Source organism: Streptomyces fodineus, from assembly GCF_001735805.1.
In the GTDB taxonomy this organism is placed as follows: domain Bacteria; phylum Actinomycetota; class Actinomycetes; order Streptomycetales; family Streptomycetaceae; genus Streptomyces; species Streptomyces fodineus.
In genome coordinates, this window is record NZ_CP017248.1 from 7,640,934 (window position 1) to 7,653,931 (window position 12,998).

At 72.7% G+C, this 12,998-nt stretch carries 9 protein-coding genes; 2 read left to right on the forward strand and 7 right to left on the reverse strand.

Annotated features, from left to right (window positions below):
* Positions 1-10: 10 nt before the first annotated feature.
* Positions 11-469, forward strand: a complete 459-nt coding sequence (gene soxR / locus BFF78_RS32965) for a redox-sensitive transcriptional activator SoxR (protein WP_069781776.1) — start codon at positions 11-13, stop codon at positions 467-469.
* Here the strand turns inward: soxR and BFF78_RS32970 are convergent.
* From BFF78_RS32970 to BFF78_RS32990, 5 genes are all read right to left on the reverse strand, one after another.
* A complete protein-coding gene (locus tag BFF78_RS32970; protein WP_069781777.1) occupies positions 450-3,356 on the reverse strand; it encodes an ATP-binding protein in 2,907 nt (968 codons plus the stop codon). The genes soxR and BFF78_RS32970 overlap by 20 nt on opposite strands.
* Before the next feature lie 39 nt (positions 3,357-3,395).
* Positions 3,396-4,166: an SDR family NAD(P)-dependent oxidoreductase gene (locus BFF78_RS32975; RefSeq protein ID WP_069781778.1), complete on the reverse strand. Its 771-nt coding sequence runs from the start codon at positions 4,164-4,166 to the stop codon at positions 3,396-3,398.
* A 383-nt stretch (positions 4,167-4,549) separates the two neighbouring features.
* Positions 4,550-5,617, reverse strand: a complete 1,068-nt coding sequence (locus BFF78_RS32980) for an RNA ligase (ATP) (RefSeq protein ID WP_069781779.1) — start codon at positions 5,615-5,617, stop codon at positions 4,550-4,552.
* Positions 5,618-5,887: 270 nt separating this feature from the next.
* On the reverse strand, positions 5,888-6,616 hold the full coding sequence (locus tag BFF78_RS32985) for a 3-keto-5-aminohexanoate cleavage protein (protein ID WP_069781780.1): 729 nt from the start codon (positions 6,614-6,616) through the stop codon (positions 5,888-5,890).
* A gap of 111 nt (positions 6,617-6,727) precedes the next feature.
* Positions 6,728-7,330, reverse strand: a complete 603-nt coding sequence (locus BFF78_RS32990; protein WP_069781781.1) for a hypothetical protein — start codon at positions 7,328-7,330, stop codon at positions 6,728-6,730.
* A gap of 218 nt (positions 7,331-7,548) precedes the next feature.
* Between BFF78_RS32990 and BFF78_RS32995 the strand changes: the two genes are divergently transcribed.
* The gene (locus BFF78_RS32995; RefSeq protein ID WP_069781782.1) at positions 7,549-10,326 is read left to right on the forward strand and encodes a penicillin acylase family protein; all 2,778 of its coding nucleotides are present in this window, start codon (positions 7,549-7,551) and stop codon (positions 10,324-10,326) included.
* 66 nt (positions 10,327-10,392) lie between these two features.
* Here the strand turns inward: BFF78_RS32995 and BFF78_RS33000 are convergent, their stop codons facing one another.
* Positions 10,393-11,691: a serine-threonine protein kinase gene (locus BFF78_RS33000; protein ID WP_069781783.1), complete on the reverse strand. Its 1,299-nt coding sequence runs from the start codon at positions 11,689-11,691 to the stop codon at positions 10,393-10,395.
* A gap of 83 nt (positions 11,692-11,774) precedes the next feature.
* The gene (locus BFF78_RS33005; protein ID WP_069781784.1) at positions 11,775-12,995 is read right to left on the reverse strand and encodes an exo-beta-N-acetylmuramidase NamZ family protein; all 1,221 of its coding nucleotides are present in this window, start codon (positions 12,993-12,995) and stop codon (positions 11,775-11,777) included.
* Between the last annotated feature and the right edge of the window lie 3 nt (positions 12,996-12,998).

Here is a 12,998-nt window from a genome sequence, read left to right on the forward strand (position 1 = left end):
GCTCTGAGGGGTGCCCCAGATTCCCGAGAAGATCCACGAGCTGACCGTCGGCCAGTTGTCCGCGCGCAGCGGTGCCGCCGTCTCCGCCCTGCACTTCTACGAGTCCAAGGGCCTGATCAGCAGCACCCGCACGGCCGGCAACCAGCGCCGCTACAGCCGCGACACACTGCGCCGGGTCGCCTTCGTCCGCGCGGCCCAGCGGGTCGGGATCCCGCTGGCCACGATCCGGGACGCGCTCGCGCAGCTGCCGGAGGAGCGGACGCCGACGCGGGAGGACTGGGCGCGGCTGTCGCAGACGTGGCGGTCGGAGCTCGACGAACGCATCAAGCAGCTGAACCGTTTGCGTGACCACTTGACCGACTGCATCGGGTGCGGGTGTCTTTCGCTGGAGACGTGCGTCCTGTCCAACCCGGATGACGTGTTCGGCGAGCGGTTGACGGGGTCGCGCCTCATGACGGAGCAGCGCTAGCCCGTCCGCTCACCGCCTCCACCAGCGCCTCGGGCAGCCCCAGCAGGCGCAGCGACTCGGGCAGTGCGCGGCCCGGCAGCGCGGCCGACTCCGCCGCCTCCCGGTACCGGGAGGCGGCTCCTTCCGCGTCCCCGTCGGCCTGGGCGATCCGGGCAAGCCCGGCCAGGGCGCGGACCCGGCTGCCGATGCCCTTCACCCGGTGCGGGTCAAGCCCGTCCAGGGCCCGGGCGTACCACTCCCGTGCGGTGGCGGTGTCGCCGTCCAGCAGCGCGATGTCCGCGAACCCCCGCCGGGCCGCCGCCAGCGTGGGCTCGCTGCCGGCCCGGCGGGCGTACTCGGCGGCCCGGACGTAGTCGGCGCGGGCCGCGTCCGGGTCCGTGGTCACCGTCAGGTCGCCGCGGTTGACCAGCAGGTCGGCGCAGTCCTCCAGGGCGCCCAGCTCCTCGGCGAGGCCGAGCGCCTCGTCGAGGAGTGCGGCCGCCTCTGCGTGGGCGCCCCGCGCAGCGGCCAGGCCGGCCAGCGCGTCCAGGGCCAGCGCGGCGCCCCAGCGCTCGCCCAGCGCCCGGAACTCCCGGGCCGCCGTCCGCAGACCCTGCTCGCCCGCGCAGAAGTCGCCCTCGCCGAGCGGGCCGAAGGCGGCGACATAGTGCGCGGCCGCCCTTGTCCAGCGGTCGGGGCGGTCCCGCTGGGCGGAGACGAGCGCGTGGGCGGCGGGCGCCCCCAGGTCGCTCGCGTGCTGCATCATCCACGGCAGCAGTCCGGCGGGCCACCGGCCGGCGTCCGTCCCCGACCACGCCGCGGCCAGCGCACGCCCCGCGGCCTCCCGGTGACGCTGCCAGGCCTGCCGCCCGTCGGGACCGGACGCGGCGAGCAGCACGCAGAGCGCGTACTCCTCGCCCAGCCCGTCGGGCACGTCGTCGCCCAGGGCGTCCAGTACGGCGGCGGCCTGGGCCGCGAACGCCCCGGCGGCGCCCCGGATCCACAGGTACGTCGAGGCCGCGCCGAGCAGTTCCAGCACGGTCCGCCAATCGCCCGCGCCGACCGCCCGGCGCACGGCCGCCAACAGCTCGGGCCGCTCCGCCGACAGGTCGTCCAGCCGGCGCAGTTGCCCGGGGCCGCGCAGCAACGGCTCGGTGGTGCGCAGGAGCCCGAGCAGGGCGCGGGCGTGAGACGCTCTCGTGTCGCTCTCCTCGCCCGCCTCGCAGAGGCGTTCGGCGGCGTAGGCACGGATCGTGGCGAGCATGCGATAGCGGTCCGCCGTTCGCTCCAGCAGGGACTTGTCGGCCAGCGCCGCAAGGACGTCCTCGTCGGTGGCGCACACACGGCACGCGGTGTCCGTCGTCGCGCCCGCCGCGAACACGGAGAAGCGCCGCGCCGCCTGCTGCTCCGCCGGGTCCAGCAGGTCCCAGCTCCAGGCGACCACCGATCGCAGCGTCCGGTGCCGGGTGTCGGCCGTACGGCTGCCCCGGGCGGCCACGCCCAGCCGGTCCCGAAGCCGGCCGGTCAGCTCCTCCAGGCTCAGCGTGCGCAGCCGGGCCGCGGCGAGTTCGATGGCCAGCGGCAGGTTGTCCAGCGCCGCACACACCCGGCGCACCGCCTCCCGGTCGGGCACGAAGGCACGCCGCACGGCACGGGCCCGGTCGGTGAACAGCTCGACGGCCGCCCCGTCGTCGAGTGGCCGTACGGGGTGCAGATGCTCGCCGATGACCCCGAGCGGCTCGCGGCTGGTCGCCAGCACGCGCAGCCCGGGGCCGGTGGTGAGCAGGCGGGCCGAGAGGACGGCGGCTGCCTCCACCAGGTGCTCGCAGTTGTCCAGGACCAGCAGCAGCGTCCTCCCCGACAGGGCGGCCGTCAGCCGGTCGAGCGCCCCCTGGCCGACCCCGTCGACCGCGTGCAGTCCCCGCTCGCGCAGCCCGAGCGCGGCGAGCACGGTCTGTGCCAGGACGCGCGGGTCGCGCAGCGGAGCGAGTTCGACGAAGCAGACCTCGTCGTCCGCGGCGGCGGCGACCTCGGCGGCCAGCCGGGTCTTGCCGACCCCGCCCGGCCCGGTCAGCGTCACCAGACGAGCCACGCGCAACAGGGCGGCGACCTCGGCGATCTCGCCGGAGCGGCCGACGAACGCCGTCAGCGGGGCGGGCGGCGCGGCGGGGGCGGGTGTGCGGTCGACGGCCAGCAACTCCTGGTGGAGGGACATGAGTTCCGCCGACGGGTCGGCGCCCAGCTCCTCGGCGAGGTGCCGCCGTACCTGCTCGAACACCAGCAGCGCCTCGGCATGGCCGCCGTCGGCGTACAGGGCCCGCATCAGCAGGGCGGAGACCCGTTCCCGCAGCGGATACCGGCCGGCCAGCTCCCGCAACTCCGGGACGGCGCAACGGTGTTCGCCGAGGACCAGCTCGGCCTCGATACGGTCCTCCAGGGCCGTCAGCCGCAGTTCCTCCAGCCGCACGGCGGCGGCGCGGCCCTGCTCGACCTCCGCCAGGTCGGCCAGCGCGGGCCCCCGCCACAGCCGCAGCGCCGCGCGCAGCGCCGTCACGGCCCCCTCGGCGTCGCCCTCCCGCAACGCTTCCCGGCCCTCGGCGGCCAGCCGCTCGAAGCGGCCGGCGTCCACGTCGTCCGGGTCGGCGAGGAGGCGGTAGCCCGCCCCGGTGCGCTCGATCACGGCCGCCCCCGCCAGCGCCGCACGCAAGCGGGACACCTGTGACTGCAGCGCGTGGGCGGACGGGGCGCCGTCCGGGCCGGCGCCCTGTGCCAGCCGGTCGGCGGGGACGGTGTCGCCGGGCCGGATCAGCAGCAGGGTGAGCAGGGCCCGTCGGGCCGGGCCGCCGACCGGAACCGGGGTGCCGTCGTCGCCCCACACCTGCGTGCCGCCGAGGATTCCGAAGCGCATGCAGCCAATTATGCAAGCGGGCCATGGCAGTTGAGCCGCTCACCCGGCTGCGAGGGGGCCCAGCCAGGTGCCGCCGGACACGTCGAGGGTCTGCCCGGTGACCCAGCGGCCCTGCGGACCCGCCAGGAAGCCGACGACGTCGGCCACGTCCTCCGGCTCGCCCAGCCGCCCCAGGGCGGTGATCGCCTCCAGTCCGGCCACGACCTCAGGGATCGAGGTGTACCCGGCGGTGAGGTCGGTGCGCACCGCGCCCGGCGCGACCGTGTTCACGGTGATGCCCCGGCGGCCGAGTTCGTTGGCCAGCGACGGTGCCAGCGACTCCAGCGCGGCCTTGGTGACGGTGTAGCCGATCTGGGTGGAGACGGCGAACCGGCTGGCGGTGGAACCCATGTTGACGATGCGCCCGCCGTCGTTGAGCAGCGGCAGCGCCCGCCGGATCACGAAGAACGGGGTGGTGACGTTGACCGCGAGCAGCCGCTCCCACTCCTCCTCGGTGACCTCGGCGATCGAGTGGGTGGAGGAGATCCCGGCGTTGTTCACCAGGACGTCCAGCCCGCGGCCGTCCAGTCCCTCGGTCAGCTGCTCGAACAGTGCCTGAACGGCGCCGGCCTCGCCGAACCGGGCGCGGACGGCGATGGCCTGCCCACCGGCTTTCTCGATCAGTGCCACGGTCTCGTTGGCCGCGGCCGCGTTCTGCCCGTAGTGCACGGCGACCAGCGCGCCGTCGGCGGCCAGCCGCAGCGCCACCGCCCGCCCGATACCCCGCGATCCGCCGGTCACCAGCGCCGTCTTCCCGGTCAGAGCACCCATCGTCGACTCCCTCGGTCGGGTCGGTCCCGCTCCCGGGACCGGTCATGGGTCCACCCTGGACGGGCAGGCTCACCGCCTGCTCACCGCGCGCTCACCGGCATCCGCCGACCACTCCACACTCGTCATCCGGTTCCTGGTCCTCGGCGGCGCGCTGCTCGCGGCCCTGCTGATCGGTCACGAAGCTGGAGGGCGACCAGCGGCGCGTGCCGCCGGGGAAGTTGCGGTTCCTGCTGCTGTCCGCCGCGGCCGGCGCCGCCCTGCCGCCCGCCCCCCCGCGACCTCGCCACCCTGATCGTCGCCCTGGAGGCCGCCTCCCCGCCCGCCTTCGCCCTCGCCGGCATCCGGCAAGGCCGGCGCCTGCACCGGGCGGGGAGCACGACCGGTCACTCGTACTCCGTGCCGCCCTTACGCGTCAGGTACGCCGGGCTGACCGCCTTGGCGATCGCCCGGCCCCCGGTCACCGCGCTGTACCGCTCCACCGCAGGCCGTATCACCACGCCCTCCCGCAGATGCAGCCCCCGCCCGGACACCGTCTCCCGGCCGCCGGCGAACTCCAGCACCCGCTCGATGTCGTACGGCCCCGCGTACAGCCGAGGCACCACCGGCAGCTCCCCCTCCAGCAGCTCCGCCGCGTCCAGCCAGCGCACGGTGCCGTCCAGCTCCGCACAGACGTCGAACGCCGCGTACCCCAGCGTGTCCCGCCGCCCGTCGGCGCCGTACGACAGGTCCTGCACCCCCGCGCCGTACACCTCCCCGAAGATGCCGACCCGCGTGGCGCCCAGCCGCTCGCAGAGCCTCGCCGCCACCTCGGCGACACCGTGCCCGCGCACCGCCCGCCAGTACAGGTTCCGTGGATCCTCCTTCAGCGCCAGGGACTTGGCGCCGAAGCCCTTGGAGGACACGTACACCCGTCCCTCGCCGGAGACATACGTCAGCAGGCAGGCCGAGCCGTGCAGTTTCTCCGTCAGGACGACCGGCTCACCCGGTGCGAAGATGTCCGGGTAGCGCTGGATGTTCTCGATGTCGACCCAGGGCAGCAGGTCGGGAGCGGACTCCACCTCGCCGTTCATGGTCGGCGGGATCGGCGGCACCCACTTGGTGATCCCCAGCCGTTCGGCGAAGTCCGTCCCCTCGGCCGCCGCCGACGCCAGGTCGACGTCGGCCAGCGCCTTCGGCCGGCACACGATCCCCTGCGACAGCTCGCCGCGCAGCCGCACCGCCTTGACCCGGTTGGCCTCGCCGCCCGCCAGCCGTCCGGTCAGGCCCAGCTCCTCGATCAGTTCGGGCGGGAGCACGGACTGCTCGGGGATGTAGACGGCGGCTTCACCGGTGCGGTACGCGTCCTTGGCGACGACGGCCCGGTACAGGCCCACCTGGGCCAGCTCGAGCGCATCGGCGTTCGGATGCTCGTGGACGGTCAGCACTTCGGCGGTGACGCGCAGCGTGGACATGGGACTCCCCGTGTTCATCGGTTCGGTTTCATCGGCTCCACTGTCCGGACGGGAATCGGGTGGAGCGAGCCGATTTACGGCTGATAGCGTCGCCCTCTCCCGGCCGGCCACGCCGCCGCACACGGTGTCGATGTCCGCGAGCGCTGGGGCAGGAGCGGGCGTGGGCAGGGGAGTTGGCCCCGTTCACCCCGCCGCGGACGTGTTCGGGACCTGCGCCTCGGTCCTGGGCACCGAGGACGAGGCCACCGGTGCCCGTCTCGTCGGTCTGCCCTACGACGAGCGCTGGAACGACCCGTACTGGACCAGCCCCTCGGCCACCAGCCGAGCGTTCCCGGACGCCCGGCTGCCGTCCGGCAGCACCAGGGTGTCCTCCAGGCCGATCCGGGTCGCAAGGCCCAGTCGCCCGGCCAGCCGCAGCACCGGCCAGGTGCCGCCCTCCTCGCCGTGCAGCAGGACCGGGCGGCCGTGCGCCTGGCCGAGTTCCGCCAGCAGGGCCCGCGCCGAGTCCTCCGCCGTCGCCGGGTCCGGATCGGTCACCTCCGCCAGTACCCGCAGCACCGCCGGTCCCCGCGGCGACGCGGCGAACCGGGCCGCCCCGTCCGTGCCGGACCAGATGCCCGCCTCGACGCCCACGCCCATGGCCAGCAGCTGTTCGGCGACCGCTTCGGCGCCCGGCTCATGCCAGTTGACCGAGGCGAAGTCGGGCAGCACCGGCCAGCTGCGCACGCGAGCGAGCCGTGCCGTCGGATCGGGCTCCGCCCAGGCACCCGTGGTCACTCCGACCGGCACCCGCACCCGCGCCCGTATCGCCTCCAGGGTCGCGGCGAGGACGCGCGGGGAGAGGCTGTCGTGCCCGCACGGCGTCTTGGGGTGGACGTGCACAGAGGTGGCCCCGGCCGCCACGGCCTGCGCCGCGGAACGGGCCATCTCCTCGGGCGACATCGCAATCCCGACGCCGTCGGCGGCCGTACGGTTTCCGTTGAGACACACCTGCACCATGCTCCGATGGTGCCGGCCACCACCGACAACGGCTCCGGTCGCCGCACAGCAGGGGGCGCGGCATCCCCTACACGCCCCCCAGATCAAAGCCCCCCGTTGAAACGCCGCCCCTCAGGCCGACATCAACAACCGCCCCCGCCTGGCGAACTCCAGTGCCCGTGGCGTGAGCACAGGGCGCGGCACCAGGATGCCGCACTCCGTGCAGACCGGGCCGGACGACGGTTCGTGGTCCAGGCCGTAGCGCCAGACCAGGCGGTCACCGCCGCACACCGGGCACCCCGAGCCCGGTTCCCGCTCCAGGGCGGCGATCAGGCGGCGCAGCACTTCCGCCAGCGGCTCGGCAGGGTGGACGCGGGGGTCGTCGCACCAGGCGACCCCGAAGCCGCCCCAGGTCAGCCGGTGCCAGTCGTCCACGCTGCCCGGCCGGCGGAGCCCGTCGTGCTTCTCCTTCCTGCGCCGCTCGGTGAACTCGGTCTCGTAGGCGAGCCAGACGGAACGGGCCTCCTCCAGCTCCTCCAGTGCGGCCACGAGCCGCGCCGGGTCGGGGGAGCGGTCCTCGGGGCCGAAACCCGCCCGGGCGCACAGATGGTCCCAGGTCGCCCGATGCCCGTAAGGGGCGAACTTCTCAAGGCACTTGCGCAGTGAGTACCGCCGCAGTGCCAGATCGCAGTCCGGATCGCGTACCTGTCTCGCCAGACTCCGGAAACCGGCCATCGCCCTGCACCTCCGTCACACCTGCACCTGTACTTCGGTCACTTCGGCGTCGTCGCACGGACGTCGCCGAATAGACGTATCGACAGGCGATTCGGCTCCATCTCTTCGCGTGTTCTTCTCTCGTTCCGCTTGCGGACTCCGGAAAGTGACGCATGTTCATCTTTAAAGCTGGGGATACCGGCGGTAACGTTCGGCCACCTCTGTCACTAGGAGCTGCCATGTCACGGCGAACCCCACGCACCGCCCTTGACAGACTGAGAACGTCCCGCCGTCTCGCCGGGTTCCTGAAGTCGGCGTCGATATGCGTTCTCGTCGCCGGACTTCTCTCCCCGCTCACCCAGCAGGCGGCCGCCGCCGCCTCCAACGACTACTGTGGCGGCCAGTGCTCGGACATCCTGCCGCCCGGCGAGAACGGCAACGCCACACTCGCCCAGATCCTGCTCAACCAGGCCTTCGGCACCCAGCCCGCGCACGCCGAGGACCAGCTCGGCCCGTACGCCGGCCTCGCCACCGGCTACCCGGGCCTGACCGACGCGAAGATCAACGACTTCTTCGACGACGCCTCCTTCGGCGTCCCGTCCGACCAGGTCGCCTCCACCGAGAAGCCGGGCGGACGCGGCGACGTGACGATCGTGCGGGACAAGAAGGCCGGTGTGCCGCACATCACCGGCACCACCCGCTACGGCACCGAGTACGGCGCCGGCTACGCGGCGGCCGAGGACCGGCTGTGGATGATGGACCTCTTCCGGCACGTCGGCCGCGGACAGCTGACCTCTTTCGCGGGCGGCGCCGCCGCCAACCAGGGCCTGGAGCAGGAGTTCTACCGCAACGCCCCCTATACCGAGGCCGACCTGCAGGCACAGATCGACAACGCCGTGGCCCACAACGGCGCCCGCGGCCAGCAGGCCCTCGCGGACGCCAACGCCTACCTTGACGGCATAAATGCCTATATCGATGCTTCCGACAGCGGCCGTTACTTCCCCGGCGAATACGACCTGACCGGCCACAAGGACCCGATCACCAACGCCGGGACCATAGACCACTTCAAGGTCACCGACCTCGTGGCGCTGGCCTCCGTCATCGGCTCGCTCTTCGGCTCCGGCGGCGGTGGCGAGGTCAGCAACGCCCTCTCCCTGATCGCCGCCCAGTCCAAGTACGGCGTCGAGGACGGCACCAGGGTCTGGGAGTCCTTCCGCGAGCGCAACGACCCCGAGGCCGCCCTGACCGTGCACGACGGCGAGAGCTTCCCGTACGGCGCCAAGCCCGCCGACGCCAAGGGCGAGGCCCTGCCCGACCCCGGCTCGGTCACCCAGGAACCCCTCGTCTACGACCGTACGGGCAGCGCCTCCACCACGGCCGCCAAGAGCACCTCGGCCACCGCCGCCAAGACCACGCTCGGTTCCGCCAAGCGCGGGATGTCCAACGCGCTCGTGGTCAGCGGGAAGTACACCGCGAGCGGCCATCCGATCGCCGTCTTCGGCCCGCAGACCGGCTACTTCGCCCCGCAGCTGCTCATGCTCCAGGAGATCCAGGGCCCGGGCATCAGCGCGCGCGGCGCCTCCTTCGCGGGTCTGAGCATGTACGTCGAACTCGGCCGCGGCCAGGACTACTCCTGGAGCGCGACCACCTCCGGCCAGGACATCATCGACACCTACGCCGTCGAGCTGTGCCAGGACGACTACCACTACCTGTACCACGGCACCTGTACGGCCATGGACCGGATCGAGCAGAAGGACTCCTGGTCACCGACCATGGCCGACAGCACGCCTGCGGGGTCGTACACCATGCGGGTCTGGCGCACGAAGTACGGCCCGGTGGAGTACCGCGCGACCGTGGGCGGCAAGAAGGTCGCCTACACCACGCTGCGCTCCTCGTATCTGCACGAGGCCGACTCGATCATCGGCTTCCAGATGCTGAACGACCCCGGTTACGTCAAGGGCCCGAAGGACTTCCAGAGCGCGGCCCAGCACATCAACTACACCTTCAACTGGTTCTACGCCGACTCCCAGCACACCGCGTACTACAACAGCGGTGACAACCCGGTCCGCGCCGTCGGCGTCGACTCGGAGTTCCCCCTCTGGGCGCAGCCGGCGTACGAGTGGCAGAACTGGGACCCGGCCACCAACACCGCCGACTACACCCCGGCCTCCGCCCACCCCAACTCCGTCGACCAGGACTACTACATCTCCTGGAACAACAAGCAGGCCAGGGACTACACGACCGCCTCGTGGGGCGACGGGTCCGTGCACCGCGGGAACCTGCTTCAGGACCGGGTGAAGAAGCTGGTCGCATCCGGCGGGGTGACCCGAACCAAGCTGGTGCAGGCCATGGCGGACGCGGCCCTGGCCGATCTGCGCGCCGAGGACGTGCTGCCGAAGCTGCTCAAGGTGATCAACTCCTCGACGGTGACCGACCCCACGGCCGCGGCGGCGGCCGGCAAGCTGCAGGCGTGGGTGACCGCGGGTGCCAAGCGCACGGAGACGTCCGCCGGTTCGAAGACCTACGCCGACGCCGACGCGATCCGCATCCTGGACGCCTGGTGGCCGCTGCTGGTGAAGGCGGAGTTCCAGCCTGGCCTCGGCAGTGACCTGTACACCGCCTTCACGAACGACCTGCCGGTCGACGAGGCCCCGTCCGCCGGACACGGCCCGACCGGCTCGCACGCCGGAAGCTCCTTCCAGTTCGGCTGGTGGAGCTATGTCGACAAGGACATCCGGGCGGTGCTCGGGGAGAACGTGCAGGGCGGACTCGCCGAGAAGTACTGCGGCGGCGGCAGCCTCAGCGCCTGCCGGGACGCCCTGATCGGCACCCTGGACCAGGCGGCCGGGATGACCGCCGCCCAGGTCTACCCGGGCGACGGCCAGTGCTCGGCCGGCGACCAGTGGTGCGCCGACTCGATCGCCCAGCGCACCCTGGGCGGCATCAAGCACGGCAAGATCAGCTGGCAGAACCGGCCGACGTTCCAGCAGGTGGTGGAGTACACGTCGCACCGGTGACCAGGCGCCGGCGAACCGGCGTTGGCGAACACTCGTCGGCCAACGCCGGTGGGCCGGGTCGACAGGTCAGGTGACGCGGCCCGCCGCCAGTACCAGCCGCGCCAGTTCGGGGTGCACGATGTCGCTGTGTGCCCCGGACGGCGGACCGCCGTGGCAGACGACCGAGGCCGCGTCCACGTTCACGCACCCCGCGGAGGGCAGCCCTCCGCCCAGGGCCGCCGCGAGGTCCAGCCGGGCGGTCCCCGGCACCGCCTGCACCCCGTCGTGCCCCATGGCACCCCACTCCGGGCCCAGCACGGCCGCGATCTCGCTGCCCGCACACGAGCGGTCGTCCCCGGACAGCCGGGAGGCCAGCGGATAGAACGTGCCGAGCGCCGCGTCGAAGTGCGAGTAGCAGCACACCAGCGGCCCGTCGATCCGCCGCTGCTGGTCCTTGAGCGCCCCCGCCTTGTCGGGGGCCTGCGGCACCCGGTCCGCGAACGCGTAGTGCGAGAAGGCCCCTTGCAGGAGCGTCACCGACTTCACCGTGCGCACCCCGTCGGGCAGCCCGCGCAGTGCGAACGACACCAGCCGCCCGCCGAAGCTGTGCCCGGCCAGATGCACCCGCACCCCGGGCGCCGCCTGCGCCACCTGCCCGATCACCGGCCCGAGCCCCTGCTCGCCGACCGTCCCGGCCCGCCGTTTCATCGTGTAGTACGTCGCCTGCCGCAGCAGTTCCTTGGCGCCGTCCCAGGGGTTCGGAATGCTGAACCCCTCCGGTGCGGCGGACGACCGGACCGCGGCCAGCGCCTCGGCGAACTCCCCGCACACGGTCGCCGGGTCCTCGGTGAACACGCGCGGCTCGCCCTCCTCCCCGGTGTCGGCCACGCCGGGCCGCTCCCCGTCCACCAGCAGCCGCACCAGCCGCCCGAACTCCGTCAACCCCTGTGTGCCACCCGGCGGTTCGTCCAGCATCCGGGCCAGCTGGTCGAGGACGGGCGCCCGGCCCGGAAAGGTCTCCAGCAGGGCGCGCCGGGTGTCCTTGTCCAGCGCCGGGCCCGGTGCCGTCTCGGCCGCCAGGGCCGCCGGCGACTTCGGGAAGTCGGGGATCGGCTCGTCGCTGAACCGCATCGACGGCCAGATCACGCCCACGTACCCGAGCCGGGCCCGGGGCGCGAGCGCCGGGAGCGGGGCGAAGAAACGGCGGTACAGCGCGGTCGCGCCCGAGCGGTCGTTGTTCCAGCCGTGCGAGAACACGATCAGGTCGCGGACGCCCTGCTCCGCGACCTGCGCCGTCAGCCGGTCGCGTTCGGGCGGGTCCACGTCCCCGTCCGCGTCGAAGGTCAGCTCCCAGTAGGGAGTCACGCTCATCCCAGGATCCGCCATGTCAGGCTCCCTCGTCCCCCCGGAAACGATGCGTTGCGGGCGTATCGTCCTGCGGAGGGGCGAAGTTGGCCATACAGTGCGGCTCACCTGTACAGGAGATATTCCTTTCGAACCCGGCGGAACGCGGCCAGCTCGTCCTGCCAGGCGCCGGTCACCTCGTCGGTGCCCGCCCCCGCGTCGATCATGGTGCGCACCCGGGAGGAGCCGGTGAGCTTGTCGATCCAGTCGTCCGGCCGCCACGCGAAGCCGCCCCAGACCTTGCGCACGGTCACCAGCAGTGCGATCCCGGTGCGTACGGGGTCGTAGACGGCCCGGTCGTGCACATGGATCTGCACCCCGCCGACCGTCTTGCCCTGGAACTTGGAGAAGGTGGGCGCGAAGTACGCCTCCCTGAACCGCACGCCGGGCAGCGCGAGTTCGTTCGCCGCGGCGGCCCATCGGCCGTCGACGCCCTCGGCGCCGAGCAGTTCGAAGGGACGGGTCGTGCCCCGGCCCTCGGAGACGTTGGTCCCCTCGAACATGCAGGTGCCGGAGTAGACGAGGGCCGTGTCCGGGGTCGGCATGTTCGGGCTCGGCGGCACCCACGGCAGCGCGGAGCGGTCGTACCAGTCCGACCGCTTCCACCCGCTCATCAGCACGGTCTCCAGCGCTACGGCCCTGCTCAGGAACTCGCCGTTGAACAGCCGCGCCAGCTCCGCGACGGTCATGCCGTGTGCCTGCGCGATGGGCTGCCGGCCGACGAACGTGGCGAACTCCTTGTGCAGGACCGGCCCTTGGGCCTCGCGGCCGGTCACCGGATTGGGCCGGTCGAGGACGACGAACCGTTTGCCCGCGAGCTGTGCGGCCTCCATGCAGTCGTACAGCGTCCAGATGTACGTGTAGAAGCGGGCGCCGACGTCCTGGATGTCGAAGACGACCGTGTCGACGCCGGAGGCGGTGAAGACGTCGGCGAGGGCCTTGCCGCTCTTGAGGTAGGTGTCGTAGACGGGCAGCCCCGTTGCCGGGTCGTCGTAGCGGCCCTCGGAGCCGCCCGCCTGTGCGGTGCCCCTGAAGCCGTGCTCGGGGCCGAAGACCGCCGTCAGCTTCACACGGGGGTCCTGGTGCATGACGTCGACGATGTGGCGGGCGTCCTCGGTGATGCCCGTCGGGTTGGTGACGATGCCGACGCGCCGGCCCTTGAGCAGGGAGTAACCGTCGGCCGCGAGCCTTTCGAAGCCGGTGTGCAGTTCCTCACGATGCTCGGATGCGGCGGGAAGGGCTGCCATCGTTGCCGATGCGAGCAGGTTCCGTCGGGACAGGCGCATGGC